The organism is Streptomyces sp. NBC_00525, assembly GCF_036346595.1.
Taxonomy (GTDB): domain Bacteria; phylum Actinomycetota; class Actinomycetes; order Streptomycetales; family Streptomycetaceae; genus Streptomyces.
The window spans coordinates 68944-88535 of sequence record NZ_CP107835.1 but is presented as its reverse complement, the minus strand read 5'-3'; the positions used below and the strand labels follow the sequence as shown (position 1 = coordinate 88535).

Below are 19592 nucleotides of genomic sequence, written 5' to 3'. Positions count from 1 at the left end.
CGCTACGGGCTCAGGGCCGCTGAGGGATCAGGGCCGCTGGGGGGAGGGCCCGCAGGGGAGGGGCCGCCGCGCGGGCTCAGCAGGCGCCGAGGTCCTCCCAGACGCCCCACTCGCCGGTGGTGCCGGGCTCCTCGCCGGTCACCCACCACTTGGCCCGCCAGTTGTGGCCGTTGTGCGAGACGGTCTGGCCGCCGGTGTAGACGCTGCCGGCGCTCCAGGAGCCGGCCGTGCAGTCGCCGGGCTGCTCGCCGCCGTCGTCACCGCCGCCGTCGTTGCCGCCGTCGTCGCCACCGCCGTCATTGCCACCACCGTCGTTGCCGCCGCCGATGTTCACGTCGATGCAGGCGTAGAACGCGTTGGCGGTGTCCGCGATGTTCCAGACGGCGAGCAGCTTCTGCTTGCCGCTGAACCCGCTGAAGTTCAGCTGGTGGCTGACCGAGGCGGCGGGGATGCGGCCGCCGTCGTTGAACTGGGCGATCTTCTGGTCGCCGATGAAGTACTGCCAGTTGCTCGTGGCGTGGCGCGCCTCGATCGTCCACGTCAGGGTCTGCGTGGTGCCGACCGGGGTGACCTTCCAGCCCTTGGCGTCGTTGTCCAGGTCCGCCCAGCGGGAGTCGCCCCCGCTGCAGGTGCGCAGTCCCTTCGGGCCCTCGACACTCGCCGGCTCGTACTTGATCGGGCCGCACTGGATCACGCGGTTGGCGCACTGGTCCTGACGGCTGGACGGCGTGACCACCCAGCCGTGGGCGCTCGCCGAGGGGGCGGGGAGGCTCAGGGCCACTGCGGGAGCGACCAGGGCGCCCAGGGCTGCGGCCCACGTTTTCTTCATGCGCATGACATTCAGTTCCCTTCGTGCACGCCGGGTCCGCCCAGGTGAAATATTCGATGTCGCCGATGGGGCGACTTCCACATGCGAAGGTCTAGACCGACGCTTGCAGGTCTAGACCTTAGCGAAGGAGGGGAGCCCGTCAAGAGGGTGAGCGCCGCCCCGCACTGCTCGGCGCGGCCGCGAACGTCCGTCTACGCGCGCGGACTTGAGCGGTGCGGTCGGACACGCCGAGGCGCTCGGCGAGGGCCCCTTGTGCCGCACGGTCCCCGTGTAGTGGGGTGTGCGCCATGAAGAAGAGAAGCATGGCGGCCCTGACCGCGATCCTGGTCGTGGCCCCGTTGGTCGCGGTGGCGCCCGGCTCGCAGGCGGCCCCCCAGAACCGTTCCGGCGGTTCGGCGCGATCCGCCGAATCGACGCTGGTCGGCGGCATCGACCTCGACACCGTCACCATCCCCGAACTGCAGGCCCGCATGGCCCGCGGCTCGCTGTCCTCGGTCCGGCTGACCCTCGCCTACCTGCGGCGGATCAAGGCCATCGACCCCAAGATCAACGCCGTGCTGCACACCAGCCCGACGGCCCTCGGGCAGGCGGCGGCCAGCGACATCAGACACCGCCTCGGCCGCACGCGCGGCCCGCTGGACGGCATCCCCGTCCTGCTCAAGGACAACGTGGACACCCGCGACATGCCGACGACCGCCGGGTCGCTCGCCCTGGCCGGGAAGCCGCCGCGGTCCGACGCCGAACTCGTCGCGAAGCTGCGCGCGGGCGGCGCGGTGATACTCGGCAAGGCCAACCTCTCGGAGTGGGCCAACTTCCGCGCCGCGTCGCCGACTTCGGGCTGGTCCGCGGTGGGCGGCCAGACCCACAACCCGTACGTCCTGGACCGCAACCCGTGCGGCTCGTCCGCCGGCTCGGCCGCCGCCCTCGCCGCCTCGCTGGCGCAGGTGGCGATCGGCACCGAGACGGACGGCTCCATCGTCTGCCCCGCCGGGATGAACGCCGTCGTCGGCCTCAAGCCGACCCTCGGCGTGGTCAGCCAGTCGGGCGTGGTGCCGATCTCCGCGGAGCAGGACACCGCCGGACCCATGGCCCGCAACGTCATCGACACCGCGCTCACCCTGTCGGTCATCGGCGGCGCCCCCGCGGCCCCGGACTTCGCCGAGCGGGCGACCCGTCCCGGCTCGCTGCGCGGCAAGCGGATCGGCCTGTGGCGGCTGCCGGTGCTCGGCACCGAGGTGGACGCCCTCATGACGAGCACCGCCGAGCGGCTGCGGAGCGCGGGCGCCGAGGTCGTCGAGGTGGACCTCCCGTACCAGCGGCGCCTGGGCGAGCTCGAATTCCCGGCCCTGCTCAGCGAGTTCCACCGGGACATCAACGCCTACCTCGCCACCCGCAAGGGCCCGCGCGACCTCGCCGAGCTGATCGAGTTCAACCGGACGCACCCGCAGGAGCAGACCTGCTTCGCCGGCCAGGAACTCTTCGAGGAGGCCCTCGCCGCACCGCCCACCACGGACCCGGAGTACCGGGCGATGCGCACGGAGCTGAAGGACCTGTCCCGCCGCTCCATCGACGAGGTCATGGCCGAGCACGACCTGGACGCGATCGCGTCGCCGGCGAACCCGCCCGCGTGGACGACCGACTGCGCGCGCGGCGACAACGACGTGATCCCGTCGTCCACGCCCGCCGCCGTGGCCGGCTACCCCTCGCTGTCGGTGCCCGCCGGCTTCGTCGGCGAACTGCCGGTGGGCCTGCTCCTCATAGCGGGCAACGGCCAGGACGCGGACCTGCTGAGCCTCGGCGCGGCCGTCGAACACCGCCTGGACGGCCGCCACGCCCCCCGCTACCTGCCGACGCTCCCGGACACCACCGGCTGACGTGACGCAGGGCGACGGCACCGGGCCCCCGCGCCCCGGTGCCGTCGCCGTACGCGGGGGCCGGCCCTGCCTGAGTACACGCGCCCGCCGGGTTGAGTAGCGGAGCCCATGAGCACCCGCCCGCTCCCGGCGACCATCGGTCCATGAACACACGGACCCGGACCACACCCCCCACCGCCCCGTGGGCGCCCGTACCGAAGGCGGCGGCGCCCCGACCCGCCACGGTCCTGCTGACCGTCCTGCTCGGCGCCCTCACGCTCATCTCGGTGGCCTGGATCACCTTCCTGGTCTGGATCGTCGCGGTGTGGGGCGCGGCGGCGGGGGAGCCCACCGGCGGCTACCTCGCCCTCTACGCGGCCTGCCTGGCCACCGGAGCCGCCCTCCTCGCAGCCCTCGCCACCCGCCCCGCGATCCGCCGCATGCCCCCACCCCGCCGCGCCCTGCTCCTGAACGCCGTGGCCTGCCCGATCCCGCTCACACTGGCAATCCTCACCTGGACAACCACCGGCTGAACCGCACCGCTGCCGCGCTCGGGCCCGCACCGGCGTCGGCGCCCCCCCCCGTAAATGCGGACGGTGCTTCGGTTCGGGGAGGCAGGATGTCCTGGTCCGAAGATCGAGGGAAGGAACCCCTGGCCGTGGCTCGTGCCGTTACCCTGATCCGCTCCGCCTCCCTGTCCGACATCGCCGAGTACGCCTACGCGGCCACGGCGCCCGCCGAGGCCCGGCTGATCTTTCTGGCCGGGGCGTGTCCGCTGAACGGCGACGGCTCGACGGCCGCGGTCGGGGACTACGCCGGGCAGGCCCAGAAGGCCGTCGAGAACATGCGCACCGCCCTCGCGGACGCCGGCGCGACCCTCCGGGACGTCATCAGCACGCGCGTCCTCGTGGCGTCGGCCCGGCGCGAGGACCTGGTGACCGCCTGGCAGGTGGTCCGGGACTCCTTCGGCGACCACGACGTCCCCAGCACGCTGATGGGCGTCACCGTGCTGGGTTACGACGACCAACTCGTCGAGATCGAGGCCGTGGCCGCCGTACTCGACGCGTAGCCGCCGCACACCGGCCGGTCGAAGGGCGCGACCCGGCTATACGGACCCGAGCGCTTCCGCCACGGCCATCGCCGAGGCGAGCGGGTGCACCTCGGGGGCGTCGGCGAGCGCTTGCCGCAGCCGCGCCAGCGACCGCTGCGAGGCATCGCCGGTCGCGCCGATCTCGTCCTCGACCTCGGCGAGCTCGTTGTCCAGAGCGTCGGTCCGGCCGGTGGCGACCAGCCGCTGCATATCGGCGCGCAATTCCCTGATCAGGTTCAGCAGTTCCCGCGCGGTATCGTCCACGCGGCCGACGACGTTGTTGTGGCCGGTGATGCTGCTGTTGGTGTTGGAGATGGCGCCGATGAGGCCGCCGACGACCCTCTGGCCGAAGTTCAGGTTCCCGTTGTCCCTGCTCATGCTGCCCCACCCTCTTCTACGGCTTCCGCCGCCGGCGCGGCCGCGGATGTGCTCTGCGTGTCCTCGTTCCGCTGCCGGGACATCGGCTGAGTGACCGCCTCACGGATCTGGCGGATCTGCCCCAGCTGTTGCAGCAGGGCGGGCGCGGCGGCCCCGACCGTCAGGGCGGCGAATCCTCCCGTGGCCTGTCCGCTGGTCCCGAACGCGGTGGCGGTGGCCCCGCCGAGCACCAGCCGCGCGACGGCGATGGCCACGATGGGAGGCAGATCGATGAAGCTGAGGAAGCTCGGCGGATTCTTGCGCCTGCCGCCCGAGGGCGTCAGCCGGGCCGCGCGCCACTCCCCGAGCCGGCTGAAGAACGCGACCGCTTCGATGAGCGCCCCGCCCGCCCCGCCGAGGAGCATGTAGTCGACCACCGTCACCTTGGCGCCCCCGCCCGCACGTCGAATGACCGTCCCTTCATGGTGCCACGGCACCGAGGCGCCCGAGGAGCCTTCGACGCCCCGGATGTGAGTGCCCATCAGCCGGTCGCCGGTCGCCCATCGGCGCGGGCCGTCTCCGTAAGGGGCGACCGCCCACGGAGCCCCGCCCACGGAGCCCCGCCCCGACCCGGCCGGCCCGGCGGCGCCGCCCCGCCGCAGTGCGGGGGTCGGCCCCATCCCCCTGGGGCCCGTGGGGGCTACCCCGGTAGTGCGGTCAGGGTGAGGAATTCGCTGCGGGAGCGGGCGTCCGTGCGCAGGAGGCCCAGGAGGGTGGAGGTCATCGTGGTGGTGCCGGTGGCCTGGACTCCGCGCAGGGTCATGCAGGTGTGTTCGGCCTGGATGACCACGCCGACCCCCTTCGGCTCCAGCTGGGTCTGCAGCCAGTCCGCGACCTGCTTGGTCAGGCGCTCCTGGACCTGGGGACGGCAGGCGAAGTGTTCGAGTATGCGGGCGAGTTTGGACAGGCCCAGGATGCGCCGGCCGGGCAGGTACCCGATGTGGGCGGTGCCCGTGAAGGGCAGCAGATGGTGCTCGCACACCGAGCGCAGCGGGATGCTGCGGGCCAGGACCAGCTCGTCGTACCCCTCGTCGTTCGGGAACGTCGTCAGATCGAACGGGCGGGGCGTGAAGAGCTCCGCGTAGGCGCGGGCCATCCGGCCCGGCGTACCGCGCAGGCTCTCCGAATCGGTGCTGATGCCGAGGGCCCGCAGGAACTGTCCGGCGGCCTGCTCGGCGGCCACCAGGTCCGCCGCCCGCCCGGTCGGCACCACGCGCAGGGCCGCGGGCGGGGGCGGGGGCGGCGCGGCGATGGGCTGCTGGGCCATGTCAGTTGCCCCCGACACCGAGGGCGCTCAGCAGCACCAGGACCACCGTCACGACGGCGAGCAGCCCGTGCGCGAGGACCACGGCGACCGGGAAGTTCCGCTCCGCCGGGCCGTCCTGCGCCGCGCCGCCGCCCTGCGCCCCGGCGGCCGCCCGCGCCCGGTACACGGGAATCCAGCGGGCCAGCATCACGAACCCGAGCAACGCGACCGGCACCAGCAGTACGAAGGCGATCCAGGCCAGCGCGTCCGTGTCGGCGACGAGGTAGGCGATCCAGACGACGAGGCCGATCGCGGCGAGCGCGAAGTGGCCGAAGACGACGGGGACCGGCAGATGGCTGTTGCCGCCGCGCGCGCCACCGCGCGCGAGCCAGGTGCCGAGCATGTAGAAGCCGCCGAGAGCGGTGATCACCCAGGTGACCAGTGCGGCGATGTCCATGGGAACTCCAGGGGTGAAGAGGGTGTGAGGGCTGCGGGCAGGGGAAGACGCGGGCGGCGGCCGGTCAGCCGGTGGGACGTGCCGGGGTGAACCCCTCGGCCTGGACCGCCTCGTCCGCGACGCGTACGCCGTAACGGAAGGCGAGCCTGCCGCCCAGCCACCCGCCGGCGCCGAGCACGGCGAAGGAGACGGCGGCGAGGGCGAGCTGACCGGCGCCGACCCGGCCCACGGGACCGGAACCGGCGTGCCGCCACAGGAAGTTGCCGGCGTACGCGGCGGTCGCCAGCACATTGAGCGTCATGTGGAGCAGGGCCACCCGGAAAGCGCGGGTGCCGGTGGGGACGGCGAACAGGTCCAGGCAGCCGACCAGCGCGGCGGCCAGGGCGCCGATCACGCCGACGGCGATCAGCCACATCGATCCACGGGCCAGGAACGCCGGGTCGTCCGCGAACCGGGAGGCGATGTCGAAGACCAGGCTGCCGGTCCACGCCCCGAGGGGAACGGTGACCAGCATCGGATGGAACGGATGCCCGTACGGGCCGGCGAGAGCGGCGCTCACGGGCTGCTTGGCCTGCTGCGGCTGGGCCATCGGGCCCACCTCCTTATTTTCGCCAACGAATATTGGTCTTATTCGAGGACCCGGTCAAGTCCGCAGACCAGAGCCCCTGCGCGTACCCCTCGACCCACGCGCGTCGGCGTTACCGTGAAGGGGTGACCTCCGACATGACCCCGCCGGCTTCCCCCGACGACGCCGCGATCGACTCGCTGAGCGCGCTCGGCGAGGGCACGCGGCGGCAGATGTTCTCCTTCATCCGCCGCGCCCACCGGCCCGTCACCCGCGACGAGGCCGCCGCCGAGGCGGGCATATCGCGCAAGCTCGCGGCCTTCCACCTCGACAAACTCGTCGACGCCGGCCTGCTGCGCGCGCGCTACGGCTCACCCACCGGCGTCCGCAAGGTCGGCCGCCAGCCCAAGGTGTACGAACCCACCGACACGCCCATCCGGGTGAGCATCCCGGACCGCCGCCACGAGCTCCTCGCGGACCTCCTGGTCCAGGCCGTCGTCACCGAGGGCGACGACGAGACGGCCGTGCAGGCGGCGATGCGCACGGCGGGCCGGCGGGGCGAGGAACTCGGCGCGGAGGAACGCGCCCGGCTGCGCCCCGGACGCCTCGGCGCCGAACGCGGCCTGACCCTGTGCGAGCGCATGCTCGACGGGCACGGCTTCGAGCCCACCCGCGAGGCCCCCGACCGGCTGCGGCTGCGCAACTGCCCCTTCCACCCGCTCGCCCACCAGGCCCCCGACCTGGTCTGCGGCATGAACCACGCCTTCCTCACGGGCTATCTGCGAGGGCTCCGCACCCCCGCCGTCGAGGCCGTCCTGGCCCCCCGCCCCGGCGAGTGCTGCGTCGAGATCCGCCACGCCCCGGCCGGCGACGACACCGGTACGCTCAACGGTCCATGAGCCCCGAACAGCCCTCGCCCACCGCCCCCTGGCTGTACGACCGGTCCGGGACGCGCTACCCGCTGGACGACCCGCGCTGGCGCGGCGAGGACGGCGGCCCGCTCGCCGTCAGCGCCCTGCCCGGCCTGCGGCCCGACCAGATCGACACCGCCGAACGCTCCCTGTGGCGCTGCCGCGCGGTCCTGCCCGTCCCGGCCGACCGCCGGGTGAGCCTGGGCGAAGGCTGTACGCCGATGATCCCGCTCGACTGGGCCGGCCGGCGCGTCCACTTCAAGCTGGAGTGGTTCAACCCCACGTCCAGCTTCAAGGACCGGGGCGTATCGGTGATGATCTCCCACCTCGCGGCGCTCGGAGCCGACCGCGTCCTGGAGGACAGCTCGGGCAACGGCGGCTCCGCGGTGGCCGCGTACGCCGCCGCGGCCGGCCTCCGCGCCAAGATCATCGTCCCGGCCGGCACCTCGGCGGCCAAGATCCTCCAGGCCCGCGCCTACGGAGCCGAGATCCAGCGCGTGGAGGGTACCCGCGACGAGGTCGCGGACGAGGCGGTCCGGCAGGCGCGGCAGATCCCGTACGCCAGCCACAACTGGCACCCCATGTTCATCCAGGGCACCAAGACCGTCGCCTACGAGATGTGGGAGTCCCTCGGCTTCACCGCCCCCGACAACGTGGTCCTCGTGGCCGGCGCCGGCAGCAACGTCATCGGCTGCGACCTCGCCTTCGGTGAACTCCTCGACGCCGGCCGGATCGAGCGGCGCCCGCGCCTGTTCGTCGGACAGCCCGAGCACTGGGCGACCATCGCGGACACCCTCAACGGCGTCGGCCCGGACCGCCGGGGCGAGCGCCTGCCGACGATCGCCGAGGGCGCGTCCATCGCCCGCCCGGTCCGGCTGCCCGAGGCGGTGGACGCCGTCCGCCGCTCCGGCGGAGCCGCGTACGCCGTCCCCGAACCCGAGATCCGCGCCGCCGTGCGCGCCCTGAGCGCCCGCGGCCTGTACGCCGAACCGACCAGCAGCGTCGCGGCGGCGACGCTCGACCACTACATCGCGACGGGCGACATCGCCCCGGACGAGACGACGGTCGTCGTCCTCACCGGCGCGGGCCTGAAGTCCGCCGAGAGGATGGCGACGCTGTTCGCCGACCACGAGCCCGGTTGACCGCACGGCACACGCTGACGGTCAGTCGACCCACACCACCATCGCCATCCCCTTCGCCGCGGCGGCGGCGTAGAAGCTCCGGAGCAGGGCGAAGTGGTCGCAGAGGTACGCGGCGGGGTCGCCCGTGAAGCCGGGGAAGCCGCCCTCGCGGCGGTGGGCGGGGAGGGTGGTGAGCAGGGAGTCGATCTCCATGGCCGCCAGCGCGCGGGCCACCTCCGTCACCGCCGCGGGGGACAGCAGGGACGGCGGACCGTCGACGCCGTCGTAGACCTCGACGTGGTCGAGGAAGGCGACCGGGGCGCTGCCGTCGCCGCGGATGCTCCGTTCGAGGACCGCGATGTCCGGCGACTCCGGACGCATCCGGCGGTAGAGGCCGAGCAGTGCCCACACGGCCCAGTCGAGGTCCAGCACGTCGTCCGCCGGCGGATTCCAGCGCGGGTCGCCGTCCGGCGCGGCGCCGGCGGCCTCCCGGCACCGGTCGAGGTACCGCGGCGTGACGCGCGCCAGCTGTTGGGTCAGGGCCATGCGCCGCAGTATGGCGCCCCGGTCACCGTGTGACGCGACCGCCCCCCGGCGGGCGGCGGGTTGGGCGTCGAGTGGCCGAAAACGCGCAGGTGGTGGTGGATCGTCAGGTGGCCGAAACCCTTCGCCTGACGCTCCGCCACCATCCGTTGTGAGCAAGCTCTCCGGGACGAGATACCCCGAACGCCCCGTATCCGCCCCACGGATTGTGGCCATCGGAAAAACAGATGATCCAAAAGATGGGCAGTACCCCCGACAGCACGCGTATTCGAGGCACAATCGCCCCGTCCTGGGCACGTCGTCCCCGAAGAGGTGCCCCTCAGCTGCCCTTGGAGCGCCGTCATGTCCGCCCCGCTCGCCTCGCCGCCCGCCGCCCCCGGCACCCCGCCCACTGGGCGACTTCCGGCCGTCATGCTCATGGCCGGAAGCTGTCTGCCCGTCCTCGGCGCGGTGCTCCTCGCCCCCGTCCTTCCCCGGATGCAGGACCACTTCGAGGACGTACCCGGCAGCGAGGCGCTCGTCCCGGTCGTGCTCACCGTCCCCGCGCTCGCCCTCGCGCTCCTCGCGCCCTTCGCGGGGATGATCGTCGACCGGCTCGGCCGCAAGCGCCTGCTGGTCATCGCGACCGCCCTGTACGCAGTGTTCGGGACGGCCCCCCTGTGGCTGGAGTCGCTCCACGCCATCCTGATCAGCCGCGTCCTCGTCGGCATAGCCGAGGCGGCCATCATGACCGCCTGCACCACCCTGATCGGCGACTACTACAGCGGCGAACTCCGGGACCGCTACCTCGCCCTGCAAACGATGTGCGCCGCCGCGTCGGCCACCGTCTTCTTCGTGCTCGGCGGCGCGCTCGGGGCCGCCGACTGGCGCGCGCCCTTCTGGCTGTACGCCGTCGGCCTGGTCGTCGCGCCCCTGATGGCCCGCATCCTTCCCGCACCGCTGCCGCCGGCGCCCGACGCGGCCGAGCGGGCGTCGCTGCCGCAGCGGCCGTTCCCGGTCCGGCGCATGGCGGGCATCTGCCTCCTCACGGTCTTCGGCGCCGTGGTCTTCTACACCGTCCCGGTCGAGATGGCGTACCTCCTCGACGACCTGGGCACCGACTCCACCGCGACCATCGGCGCCGTCACCGCGGTGGCCAGCGCCGCCACGGTCCTCGGCTCGGTCCTGTTCACCCGCCTCTCCCCGGACCACCGCCACCGGCTGCCCGTCCTGTTCGCACTGTGCGCCGCGGGCTTCGTGCTGATGGGCCTGGCGGACGGGCTCCCGCTCCTGATCGCCGGAGCCGTCATCAACTGCGTCGGCACCGGCCTGCTGCTGCCCGCGCTGGTCACCAAGGCCATGTCCCTCCTCCAGTACGAGGACCGGGGCCGGGGCATGGGCCTGTGGACCGCGGCCTTCTTCCTCGGCGAGTTCCTCTGCCCCCTGGTCCTCCTGGCCGCCAAGAGGCCCGCGGGCAGCCTCGCCACCGCCGTCGTCTGCCTCGGCGCCGTCACCGCCCTCATGGCCGCCACCCTCTTCACCGCGGCCCGCACCCGCGCCCGCACCCCCGACACCGCGGAGGACCCCACCCCGACGAAGGCCTGAGCCCACCGGGAGCGCAGGCGCCGGGAGCCGGCCGGCTCAGTCCGTGACCGGTACGCACTCGGCGAGCAGGCCGACGACGTCGCGCCAGGCCCGCCGCGCGTGCCGGGGGTGATGGCCGACGCCCGGTAGCGCGGTGTGGTCGACCGGCGGGTGGTGGAAGGCGTGCAGGGCGCCGCCGTAGACCACGAGCCGCCAGTCGACCCCCGCGGCCTGCATCTCCGCCGTGAACGCCTCCCGCCGCGCGGGCGGCATGATCGGGTCCTGCGAACCGACCCCGGCCCAGACGGGGCAGCGGATGCGTGCCGCCTCGCCGGGCCGGCCCGTGGTCAGCCCGTTGACCGTCCCGATCGCGCGCAGGTCGGCGCCGTCGCGCCCGAGCTCCACCGCGATCGCGCCGCCCGTGCCATAGCCGATGGCGGCGACCCGGCCGGGATCGACGCGCGGCTCGGCACACAGGACGCCGAGCGCCGCGCGGCCGATGCCCCGCATCCGGCCGGGATCGTCGAGCAGCGGCAGACAGCGGGCCAGCATCTCCTCCGGGTCGCCCAGGTAGCGCCCGCCGTGGAGGTCGAAGGCCAGCGCCACATACCCCAGTTCGGCCAGCGCCTCGGCCCGCCCGCGCTCGACGTCGCCGAGCCCCATCCCCTCGGGGCCGATCAGGACAGCGGGCCGGCGCCCGGCACCGGCCGGGAGCGCGAGGTGGCCGCTCATCGTCAGGTTGTCGGCCCGGTACGTGACCGTGCGGGTGGTGACCGTCGTCATGGGACCGGACGTTAGTGAACGCCGCGCCCGCGCGGGCCGGCGTTCACCCAGGGCAGACAGCGCCCACCCCGGCCGCTTCGGCCGGCAGGGGGCCTCCCCGTGGTGTCGGCGCGGTCCGCGGCCGGCCGGCCGCTGTGATGGGGCGTATGACCCTCGACCAGCCGATGTACCGCGTCAAGAGGCGGCTTCTGGGCGAGCCGCTCACCACCGAACGCGTCGGCGAGGAGAAGCTGGGCAACCGGACGGCGCTCGGCGTGCTCGCGTCCGACTGCGTCAGCTCGTCGGCCTACGGCTCCGAGGAGATGCTCCGCGTCCTCGTACCGGTGATCGGCACGGCCGCCTTCACCATGGTCATGCCGGTCACCGGCGCGATCCTGCTCGTCCTGCTGCTCCTGACGCTCTGTTACAGCGACGTGGTCACGATCTACACCCGCGCCGGCGGCTCCTACGTCGTGGCCAGGGAGAACTTCGGACCGAAGGTCGCCCAGATCGCCGCCGTGGCCCTGCTGGTCGACTACGTCGTCACCGTCGCCGTCCAGGTGTCGGCCGGCACCAACGCCCTGATCTCGCTCGCCCATCTGGCCGGCAACGGCTGGACCGGGCTCGACCACCTCCAGCTGCCCGTCTCCGTCCTGGTGATCGTGCTGCTGGCGTACGGGAACCTGCGCGGCGTCCGCGAGGCCGGCCGGATCTTCGCCCTGCCCGCCTACCTCTTCATCGCCGCGATGACCCTCGTCTTCCTCGTCGCCGCCGTACGCGCCCTGACGGGCGGACTGCCCCACGCCGACCTGCGGGCCCCCGGCGTCGTACCGCTGGGCACCCCCGGCGACGGCTGGCTGCAGGGCGCGTCGCTCTTCATCGTGCTGCGCGCCTTCGCCAACGGCGGCTCGTCCCTCACCGGGCTCGAAGCCATCTCGAACGGCATCTCCGCCTTCCGCGAACCCCAGGGCCGCAACGCCCGGCGCACCCTGATCGCCATGAGCTGCGTGCTGGCCTTCCTGGTCCTGGGCGTCTCCACCCTCGCCCACATCACCCACGCCGTCCCCTACACCGACGGCACCCCGACCGTCATCGCGCAGGAGGCCAGGCTCGCCTTCGGCGGCGGAACGCCGGGGACGGCCGGCCTGGTCCTCGTCCAGCTGGCGACCGCGCTCGTCCTCTACACCGGCGCCAACACCCCGTTCACCGGCTTCCCGTTCCTGGCCGGCTTCGTCGCCCAGGACCGGTTCCTGCCCCGGGTGCTCACCCGGCGCGGGCACCGGCTGGCCTTCTCCAACGGCATCGTCACCCTCGCCGCCCTGTCGCTCGTCCTGCTGCTCGTCACCGGCGCCACCGTCGACCGGCTCGTGGCCCTGTACGCGATCGGCGTGTTCACCGCCTTCACCATGGCCGGGTCCGGACTCACCGCGTACCACCTGCGCGGGCGTGAACCGCTGCGCCGGCTGAAGATCACGGGCAACGCCCTCGCGGCGCTCGTCTCCGCCGCCGTGGTCCTGATCTTCGCCGTCACCAAGTTCACCGAGGGCGCCTGGCTCGTCGTCGTGGTCTTCCCGCTCGGGGTCTGGGTACTGATCCGCATCAACCGCGAGTACCGGCGCGAGGCCGCGGCCCTGGACCGGCTGCCCACGGGCGCGGACCGGCCGCGCACCCGCCGCCACCACGTGTTCGTCCTCGTCGAGGCGCTGGACCTGGCCACGCTCAAGGCCCTGCGGTACGCGCACGAGCTGCGCCCGGACACCGTACGGGCGGTGCACTTCGCGGTCGACGAGGCCCACGCACGCCGGCTCGCCGCCCGCTGGGCGTCGACGTCCGCGACCTCGATCGAGCTGGAAGTGGTGGCGTGCCCCGACCGCAGGCTGCGCCACGCGATGGGGGAGCTGGCCCTGCGCACCACCCGGGACGACGACACGTCGCTGACGGTCCTCGTGCCGAGGCGGATGTACTCCAACGCCCTCGGCAGACTCCTGCACCGGGGCACCGGCGAGAAGATCGCGAGGACGCTGGAACACCTGCCGCACATCGCGGTGACGATCCTGCCCTTCGACGTGTCGCACGCCATGCGGACCGTGGAGTCCCACCGCGCACCCGACCCGGACTGACGACGGCCCGCCCGGCGTCAGTACAGACCCGCGTACGCGCTCCAGCCGCTCGTGCCGATCGTCGCCGGGCCGGAGAGCGTACCGGCCCCCGTGCCGCTGAAGCGGTACAGCTTGCCGCTCCCGTCGCGGGCCACGATGTCGGCGCGGCCGTCACCGGTGAGATCGCCCGCGCCCACGACCGTCGTGTAGGCGGCACCCCAGTTCGACGCGATCTTCGTACGCGGTGTGACGGCGCCGGCCGCCTTGCCGTAGTAGCGCCAGAGCGCACCGGACTTGTCGACCGCGAGCAGATCGCCCCTGCCGTCGCCGTTCAGGTCACCGGCCCCGACGATCTTCGTGTAGAGCCGCCAGTCCGTCCCGATCCGCACCCGGCGAGTGAGCTTGTGCGTCGAGGTCCCGGCGTAGAAGTACATGTCCCCGGTGGTCGTCTGACGTGCCACCAGGTCGTTGATCCCGTCACCGTTCACATCGCCCGGCGACACGATGACGTTGTACTGCGCCCAGCCGGAGCCGATGAGCGTGGACGGGGACGAGGCCGACACGATGCCGTCGCATCCGGGCCGGTAGGCGCGCAGTTCGTTCCCCTGGCGCACGAGCACGTCGTTGCAGCGGTCACCGTTCGTGTCGCCGAACGGGACGAGGAGCGTGCCCGCCGGGAACAGCTTGCCCGACGTCGCCTGCCGGGCGCGCAGCCCGCCCGTTCCGGTGCCCCGGTACGAGTAGACGAGGCCGGACGAGTTCAGCGCCAGCAGCTCCCCGATTCCGTCGTCGCCGACGAGGTCCCGCCACACCGGCCGGGCACCGACGAGCGCCACCCTGCCGGTGACGTGCAGCGGGTCGCCCTGCCCGTCCGCCGGGGTGACGGAGAGGGCCCAGTCGTACCGGCCATTGGGCAGGAACGCGTCGCCGGAGCGGGACGGGTCGTCGCCGTGCCACCCGACATCCAGCGCGCCGCGCGCGGCGCCGCCGTGCACGGTGTCGACGATCGCGCCGGTCGTGCTGCTGCGCACGGTCAGGGTCCAGCCGGCGGACGGCTTGGACAGGAGCAGGCGGGTGACCGTGCCGGGGGTGACGTCGAGCGTCGTCGCCCGCACGGTGCCGGCGTTCCCGGCCGGGCCCAGCAGGCGCAGCGGCTGCGCCGGGGTTCCCGCCGGGACGAGGTGGACACGTTCCTCGGCATCGACGTACGCGGCATTCGTGCCGGCCTCGTCCACGGTCCAGCGGACATCACGCTGCGAGACACCGGTGTCGGGCAGCGCGCCGATGACCCGGCCGGCGGCCCTGCCGTCCGTGACGGTGGTGAGGGTCAGCCGGCCCGCCGACCGGTCGTGCGTGACCACGAAGCCGTCGCCGAGCCGTGCCTCCCCCGAGGGCACCGGGACCGACTTCTTCGCGGTGCGGTCGTAGACGCCCGCGCCGCCGTCGGGGCCGCAGTTCCAGTACAGCCAGCGCCCGGCGGACTGCAGTTCCCGCGGCACGCAGTTCGCGTCCGTGGTGAGGGTGGCCGTCGCCTTCCCCGTGGACAGGTCGAAGCCGGTGACGCTGCCCGGTGCGGTGCCGGCGGTCAGCAGGACGTCGCCCTGGAGCGCGGAGGTACCCCTGGGGCGGGTCACGGGGGCGCCGGAGTCGTCCAGCCGGTAGACGTAGCCGTGGGTGTCGTCCTCGTAGAGGACGTAGTCGCCGGAGACGTCCGTGATGTGGCCGCCCGCGGGCACCGCGCGCTCGAAGAGGGCGCGGGGAGCGGGGCCGGCGACGCGCAGCCGGTCGTAGCCCGAGGCCCCGTCGCGCTCCAGCCAGGCGATCCGGCCGTCGGCCGTGCCCCGGATCGCCGAACAGCCGGCGTCCTGGTCCGGGCAGGGGGCCATCCGGACGCCGGAGCCGGTGAAGGCGGAGCGCTCACCGAACTCGGGGGTGCCGGACGGTGCGACGGTACGCAGGTAGGTGTCCCGCTGCCCGGTGCCGGAGTCGGCCACGACCAGCCTGCCCTGCTCCAGGGACAGGCCCCGCACCTCGGCGGGGGGCTTGATCAGCGGCTTGACCGTGGTGACCACGGGCGCGCCGTGGTCGGCGCCGGGGACCAGGCGCAGGATGCCGTACACGCTCTCGGCGTTCGCGCGGCCCACCACCACCGCCGAACCGTCGGGCGCCGAGGAGAGACCGTGGGCGGCCGAGAGGACGACCCTGACGGCCGCCCCGCCGGCCAGCGGCTTGGCCTGGATCGTCAGGCCGCAGCGGTAGACCACCCAGTCACCGATGACCGCCAGGTCGTCGGCGGGGCTCACCCCACCGCAGCCCACCGTCAGTTCGGCCGGGGTGGCCGTCAGGTCGTTGCGGGGCAGGATCAGCAGCTTCGGATTGTTGGGGTGGAACAGGACGACGTGGTCCTCGGAGATCCGGACCAGGCTGTTGCTCACGGAAACCGGCTGGGTCCAGTTCCGCACCTCGCCGGTCGCCCGGTCGACGGAGACGATGCGGTACGTACCGTTCCACTGGCCGAGGAACAGCAGACTCGTGGCGTTCGCGGCACGGACCACGCCCAGCTTCAGCCCGGCCGGCATGCCGGTGACCAGGACGTCGCGGGTGGTGCCGTCGGGTCCGGGGGTGAGCAGATGGTGGACGCGGGTGGCCGTTCCGTCCTCCGCGAGGGCCGGGGCGGACGCGACGACCGTGCTGCCGTGGACGCTCAACAGCTGCAGCCCGGACGGGATCTGGACGACGCGCGTGGTGTTCTCCACCGCGTCCCACAGCTCGACCCGGCCGTCCTTGGCGACCTGGGCGAAGATGTCGCTGCCCGTACCCGGCTGCCGCGCGCCGGCCTCCGGGGCCGGGGGAACGGGGATGGTGGTGCCGTCCGCGTAGCGGGTCCAGACGATGCCCCGGTAGCCCTCAAGGCGGTGGAAGACGCCCTGCGCCCCGGCCCCGTCGCTCCCCGTCTGCGTGCCGGCGTAGTGGAGCGACGCGGACTGGTACGTGGTGCGCTGGGTGGCCGGTACGACGGTCTCCTGCGCGGTGTCCGCCGTCGTCGCCCCCGCGGGCGACGACAGGAACCCCGTCGCGAGCCCCAGCGAAGCGACCACGGCCGTACTCGCTCCGACCCACCGGTGCTGGCGCACACCACGACGACGACTCATCCGAAAGACCCTCCCCAGGTCTCATGAGCGGTGAGCCGCCGACCCGGTCGGCCCGGCCCCCGGCCGGTGCCGCACCCTCAGAGGCGATCACTCTATAACCCGATCATCGCTGTTCTTCGACCGCGGTCGGCGCTCCAAGGCCCGGTGCCCCGCAGCCCGTTGCCGGACGCTCCGGCCGCAGCAGCACCTCACTGCCGACCGGGACGAAACCGCAGCCCAGGAAGGCGCGCAGCGAACGCGCGTTGCCCGGGGCGACGGCCGCGAAGACCGGCTCACCCTCCGGTACGAGGGAGAGCGCGTCGGTGAGGAGACCGCGCCCGTGCCCCCGGGCCTTCTCGTCCGGGGCGTGGAGCTCGATGCTCAGCTCGCGGCGCCCGGCGAGCCCGGCGGCCAGGGTGACGAGGCCCCGCGCGTCGCCGTGCACCGTGACCCCGCTCCGCAGGGCGCGGGCGCGCAGGACGCGGGGGTGGGAGTCCGCACCCTCCGTCCACTCGGGGAGGCGCGCCGGACCGCCGGTGCCGCGCGCGGTGAGGGTGACGTCGACGGTGTCGATCCAGCCGCCGGGCCCGGCGAGGCGGCGGAGGAAGCCGGGCGCCAGGGAGGCGCCGAAGCCGTCGGGCCGCCCGGCACGCACCTCGGCGGCGGACAGGGCGGTGGCGACGACCGCGTGCCCGGTGAACGCGACGGAGCACTCCAGCCCGCCGGGCAGCGGCGGCAGCACGGTCACCCCGCCGTCGCACGGCGGGAACCGGCCCTCGGCGGCATCGGTGAAGCGGACCAGGAGCGGATGGGGTTCAGACATGGGCGCACACCCGAGGGGCGAGGGCTTCTGCGGCGTCACGGCGATTCATGCCGGGCACCCTAGGGCGTGTTCCGAAAGTCCCGCCTGACGCGCGACACCGCGCGGGAGGGGGAGGGGCTCCGTTTCCTCCCCCTCACGTGTGATTCCGGGGCGATCTACGCGCGTTCGCGTAATGCGCCCCGTTTCGCGCCCCCCAGGGTGTCGGCATGACTACCGAACCCACCGGACCCACGTCCGACCTGCCCTCCCGCCGCACCCTGATCGCGGGCGCCGCCGCAGGCGCGGCGGCCGGTGCCGCCGCCCTCACCACCACCGCGACGCCGGCGAGCGCCGCCGTTCCCACGGCTCCCGCCGTCGCCCCGCTCGCGGCCCCCGGCTCCGACTGGAGCGCCTGTCTGGGCGTCGCGCGCGCGATTCTCGTCCGGGACGAGCAGGACCGTTCCCTCATTCCGCACTACCGCGACGTCCTGCTGACCAAGGGGCTGCCGCGCAGCCGCAAGTCGCCCAAGAAGGTGCTGATCGTCGGCGCAGGACCGGCCGGACTCGCCTCCGCGCGGCTGCTCCACGACGCCGGACACGACGTCACCGTCATCGAGGCCAACGGAAACCGGGTCGGTGGCCGGATCAAGACCTTCCGCACCGGCGGCCACGAGCACGCGAAGGCGCCATTCGCCGATCCGAAGCAGTACGCCGAGGCCGGGGCGATGCGCATCCCGGACAGCCACCCGCTCGTCACCGGGCTGATGGACAGCCTCGGCCTCAAGCGCCGCCGCTTCCACCTCGTGGACGTGGACCCGGCCGGGAAGCCCGTCAACCACACCTGGATCCACGTCAACGGCATCCGGGTCCGCAAGTCCGACTACGCGAAGAAGCCGCAGGCGGTCAACCGTTCCTTCAAAGTCCCCGCCGCCTTCGAGAACAAGACCGCCGCCACCATCGTCCGCGAGGCATTCGCCCCCGTGCGCGCGGAGTTCGAGGGCAAGGAGGGCTCGGAACTGGTCGAGGGCTGGGCCCGCGTCATCCAGCGCTACGGGCACTGGTCGATGTTCCGCTTCCTCACCGAGGCCGCCAAGCTCGACGAGCGCACCATCGACCTGATCGGCACCGTCGAGAACCTCACATCCCGGCTCCCGCTGGCCTTCGTCCACAGCTTCATCGGCGCCGCCCTGATCAGCCCGGACACGGCCTTCTACGAACTGCCCGAGGGCACGGCGACGCTGGCCGACGCGATGTACGCACCGGTCAGGAAGCTGGTGCACCTGGACCGCCGGGCGGCCCGCATCAGCTACGGCGACGACGGGGTACGGGTCGAGACGGTGTCGGAGGGCCGCGACGGCAAGGTCGTGCGGCAGACCTTCACCGGAGACCGGGCGATCATCACCGTGCCGTTCTCCGGACTGCGCCACGTCCCGATCACGCCCCCGCTCTCGTACGGCAAGCGGCGCGCGATCACCGAGGTCCACTACGACGCGGCCACCAAGGTCCTCCTCGAATTCAGCCGCCGCTGGTGGGAGTTCGAGGAGAAGGACTGGAAGAGGGAACTGGACGCGATCCGGCCCGGCCTCTACGACGCCTACCGCCTCGGCAAGGCCCCGGCGGACGGCTCGCTGCTGGGCGCCCACCCCTCGGTCCCGGCCGGCCACCTGCCGCCCAACCAGCGCGTCCACTACGCCGCGTACCGGGCGACCGCGCGCAACCAGCCCGAGGCCGCCCACGTCATCGGCGGCGGCTCGGTCACCGACAACGCCAACCGCTTCATGTACCAGCCCTCCCACCCGGTCCCCGGCAGCAAGGGCGGCGTCCTCCTGGCCTCCTACAGCTGGGCCGACGACGCCCTGAAGTGGGACTCCCTGGACGACGACGAGCGCTACCCGCACGCCCTGGGCGGCGTCCAGGACGTGTACGGGCAGCGGATCGAGGTCTTCTACACGGGCGTCGGCGCCACCCAGTCCTGGATGCGCGACCCGTACGCCTACGGCGAGGCGTCCGTGCTGCTCCCCGGCCAGCACACCGAACTCCTCGCCGACGTGCGCTCGGCGGAGGGCCCGCTGCACTTCGCGGGCTGCCACACCTCCGTCAAGCCCGCCTGGATCGAGGGTGCGCTGGAGTCGGCGGTGCGCGCGGCCCTGGAGGTGCACGCGAGCTGACGCACGACGGAGCGCCGCCGCGCGGGCGGCGCTCC

18 protein-coding genes are annotated in these 19592 nt (G+C 73.4%); 8 read left to right on the top strand and 10 right to left on the bottom strand.

Going from position 1 to position 19592, the window contains the following annotated elements; translation table 11 throughout:
• Positions 1–76: 76 nt before the first annotated feature.
• Entirely contained in the window at positions 77–835 is a 759-nt protein-coding gene (locus OG710_RS30185) for a lytic polysaccharide monooxygenase (protein ID WP_330242450.1), read from the bottom strand.
• A 281-nt stretch (positions 836–1116) separates the two neighbouring features.
• On the opposite strand from OG710_RS30185, the gene OG710_RS30180 reads away from it, so the two are divergent.
• The 3 genes from OG710_RS30180 (at position 1117) to OG710_RS30170 (ending at position 3751) form a co-directional block, all read left to right on the top strand.
• The gene (locus tag OG710_RS30180) at positions 1117–2703 is read left to right on the top strand and encodes an amidase family protein (RefSeq protein ID WP_330242449.1); all 1587 of its coding nucleotides are present in this window, start codon (positions 1117–1119) and stop codon (positions 2701–2703) included.
• Between the two features lie 143 nt (positions 2704–2846).
• Positions 2847–3215 (top strand): hypothetical protein, encoded by a 369-nt coding sequence (locus OG710_RS30175; protein WP_330242448.1) that lies wholly within the window; start codon positions 2847–2849, stop codon positions 3213–3215.
• 125 nt (positions 3216–3340) lie between these two features.
• Positions 3341–3751, top strand: a complete 411-nt coding sequence (locus OG710_RS30170; RefSeq protein WP_330242447.1) for a RidA family protein — start codon at positions 3341–3343, stop codon at positions 3749–3751.
• A gap of 36 nt (positions 3752–3787) precedes the next feature.
• Here the strand turns inward: OG710_RS30170 and OG710_RS30165 are convergent, their stop codons facing one another.
• The 5 genes from OG710_RS30165 to OG710_RS30145 all read right to left on the bottom strand — a co-directional run bounded on the left by OG710_RS30165 (position 3788) and on the right by OG710_RS30145 (position 6481).
• Positions 3788–4150 carry a hypothetical protein gene (locus OG710_RS30165; protein ID WP_330242446.1) on the bottom strand — a complete coding sequence of 121 codons (363 nt, stop codon included), beginning with the start codon at positions 4148–4150 and terminating at the stop codon, positions 3788–3790.
• Positions 4147–4671 (bottom strand): hypothetical protein, encoded by a 525-nt coding sequence (locus OG710_RS30160; RefSeq protein ID WP_330242445.1) that lies wholly within the window; start codon positions 4669–4671, stop codon positions 4147–4149. Before OG710_RS30160 ends, OG710_RS30165 begins: the two co-directional genes overlap by 4 nt.
• Positions 4672–4829: 158 nt before the next feature.
• Positions 4830–5456: a GTP cyclohydrolase I FolE gene (folE, locus tag OG710_RS30155; protein ID WP_330242444.1), complete on the bottom strand. Its 627-nt coding sequence runs from the start codon at positions 5454–5456 to the stop codon at positions 4830–4832.
• Between the two features lies 1 nt (position 5457).
• Complete coding sequence (locus OG710_RS30150) at positions 5458–5892, bottom strand: hypothetical protein (protein ID WP_330242443.1); 435 nt, start codon at positions 5890–5892, stop codon at positions 5458–5460.
• A gap of 64 nt (positions 5893–5956) precedes the next feature.
• Positions 5957–6481, bottom strand: a complete 525-nt coding sequence (locus tag OG710_RS30145; RefSeq protein WP_330242442.1) for a DUF2231 domain-containing protein — start codon at positions 6479–6481, stop codon at positions 5957–5959.
• A 122-nt stretch (positions 6482–6603) separates the two neighbouring features.
• Between OG710_RS30145 and OG710_RS30140 the strand changes: the two genes are divergently transcribed.
• Complete coding sequence (locus OG710_RS30140) at positions 6604–7356, top strand: helix-turn-helix transcriptional regulator (protein ID WP_443064345.1); 753 nt, start codon at positions 6604–6606, stop codon at positions 7354–7356.
• Positions 7353–8510 (top strand): pyridoxal-phosphate dependent enzyme, encoded by a 1158-nt coding sequence (locus OG710_RS30135; protein WP_330242441.1) that lies wholly within the window; start codon positions 7353–7355, stop codon positions 8508–8510. Before OG710_RS30140 ends, OG710_RS30135 begins: the two co-directional genes overlap by 4 nt.
• A gap of 21 nt (positions 8511–8531) precedes the next feature.
• On the opposite strand, the gene OG710_RS30130 is transcribed toward OG710_RS30135, so the two are convergent.
• Positions 8532–9035 carry a DUF1877 family protein gene (locus tag OG710_RS30130; protein ID WP_330242440.1) on the bottom strand — a complete coding sequence of 168 codons (504 nt, stop codon included), beginning with the start codon at positions 9033–9035 and terminating at the stop codon, positions 8532–8534.
• A gap of 339 nt (positions 9036–9374) precedes the next feature.
• Between OG710_RS30130 and OG710_RS30125 the strand changes: the two genes are divergently transcribed.
• Positions 9375–10616: an MFS transporter gene (locus OG710_RS30125; protein ID WP_443064344.1), complete on the top strand. Its 1242-nt coding sequence runs from the start codon at positions 9375–9377 to the stop codon at positions 10614–10616.
• A gap of 36 nt (positions 10617–10652) precedes the next feature.
• Here OG710_RS30125 and OG710_RS30120 read toward each other — a convergent pair whose 3' ends face one another.
• Positions 10653–11378: a dienelactone hydrolase family protein gene (locus OG710_RS30120; RefSeq protein ID WP_330242439.1), complete on the bottom strand. Its 726-nt coding sequence runs from the start codon at positions 11376–11378 to the stop codon at positions 10653–10655.
• A 146-nt stretch (positions 11379–11524) separates the two neighbouring features.
• Between OG710_RS30120 and OG710_RS30115 the strand changes: the two genes are divergently transcribed.
• Positions 11525–13477, top strand: a complete 1953-nt coding sequence (locus OG710_RS30115; protein ID WP_330242438.1) for an APC family permease — start codon at positions 11525–11527, stop codon at positions 13475–13477.
• Positions 13478–13494: 17 nt separating this feature from the next.
• Here the strand turns inward: OG710_RS30115 and OG710_RS30110 are convergent, their stop codons facing one another.
• Both OG710_RS30110 and OG710_RS30105 read right to left on the bottom strand, forming a co-directional pair.
• A complete protein-coding gene (locus OG710_RS30110) occupies positions 13495–16608 on the bottom strand; it encodes an FG-GAP repeat domain-containing protein (protein ID WP_330242437.1) in 3114 nt (1037 codons plus the stop codon).
• Positions 16609–16711: 103 nt separating this feature from the next.
• A complete protein-coding gene (locus OG710_RS30105; RefSeq protein ID WP_330242436.1) occupies positions 16712–17410 on the bottom strand; it encodes a hypothetical protein in 699 nt (232 codons plus the stop codon).
• Positions 17411–17616: 206 nt separating this feature from the next.
• Between OG710_RS30105 and OG710_RS30100 the strand changes: the two genes are divergently transcribed.
• Positions 17617–19557 (top strand): flavin monoamine oxidase family protein, encoded by a 1941-nt coding sequence (locus tag OG710_RS30100; RefSeq protein WP_330242435.1) that lies wholly within the window; start codon positions 17617–17619, stop codon positions 19555–19557.
• Positions 19558–19592 lie beyond the last annotated feature (35 nt).

What these genes read in the sequence shown, in the direction of transcription:
- OG710_RS30100 (WP_330242435.1), top strand. Translation starts at nt 17,617, where the DNA reads ATGACTACCGAACCCACCGGACCCACGTCCGACCTGCCCTCCCGCCGC.
- OG710_RS30180 (WP_330242449.1), top strand. Translation starts at nt 1,117, where the DNA reads ATGAAGAAGAGAAGCATGGCGGCCCTGACCGCGATCCTGGTCGTGGCC.
- OG710_RS30135 (WP_330242441.1), top strand. Translation starts at nt 7,353, where the DNA reads ATGAGCCCCGAACAGCCCTCGCCCACCGCCCCCTGGCTGTACGACCGG.
- OG710_RS30185 (WP_330242450.1), bottom strand. Translation starts at nt 835, where the DNA reads ATGCGCATGAAGAAAACGTGGGCCGCAGCCCTGGGCGCCCTGGTCGCT.
- OG710_RS30175 (WP_330242448.1), top strand. Translation starts at nt 2,847, where the DNA reads ATGAACACACGGACCCGGACCACACCCCCCACCGCCCCGTGGGCGCCC.
- OG710_RS30120 (WP_330242439.1), bottom strand. Translation starts at nt 11,378, where the DNA reads ATGACGACGGTCACCACCCGCACGGTCACGTACCGGGCCGACAACCTG.
- OG710_RS30125 (WP_443064344.1), top strand. Translation starts at nt 9,375, where the DNA reads ATGTCCGCCCCGCTCGCCTCGCCGCCCGCCGCCCCCGGCACCCCGCCC.
- OG710_RS30160 (WP_330242445.1), bottom strand. Translation starts at nt 4,671, where the DNA reads ATGGGCACTCACATCCGGGGCGTCGAAGGCTCCTCGGGCGCCTCGGTG.
- OG710_RS30150 (WP_330242443.1), bottom strand. Translation starts at nt 5,892, where the DNA reads ATGGACATCGCCGCACTGGTCACCTGGGTGATCACCGCTCTCGGCGGC.
- OG710_RS30110 (WP_330242437.1), bottom strand. Translation starts at nt 16,608, where the DNA reads ATGAGTCGTCGTCGTGGTGTGCGCCAGCACCGGTGGGTCGGAGCGAGT.
- OG710_RS30115 (WP_330242438.1), top strand. Translation starts at nt 11,525, where the DNA reads ATGACCCTCGACCAGCCGATGTACCGCGTCAAGAGGCGGCTTCTGGGC.
- OG710_RS30165 (WP_330242446.1), bottom strand. Translation starts at nt 4,150, where the DNA reads ATGAGCAGGGACAACGGGAACCTGAACTTCGGCCAGAGGGTCGTCGGC.
- OG710_RS30145 (WP_330242442.1), bottom strand. Translation starts at nt 6,481, where the DNA reads ATGGCCCAGCCGCAGCAGGCCAAGCAGCCCGTGAGCGCCGCTCTCGCC.
- folE (WP_330242444.1), bottom strand. Translation starts at nt 5,456, where the DNA reads ATGGCCCAGCAGCCCATCGCCGCGCCGCCCCCGCCCCCGCCCGCGGCC.
- OG710_RS30130 (WP_330242440.1), bottom strand. Translation starts at nt 9,035, where the DNA reads ATGGCCCTGACCCAACAGCTGGCGCGCGTCACGCCGCGGTACCTCGAC.
- OG710_RS30105 (WP_330242436.1), bottom strand. Translation starts at nt 17,410, where the DNA reads ATGTCTGAACCCCATCCGCTCCTGGTCCGCTTCACCGATGCCGCCGAG.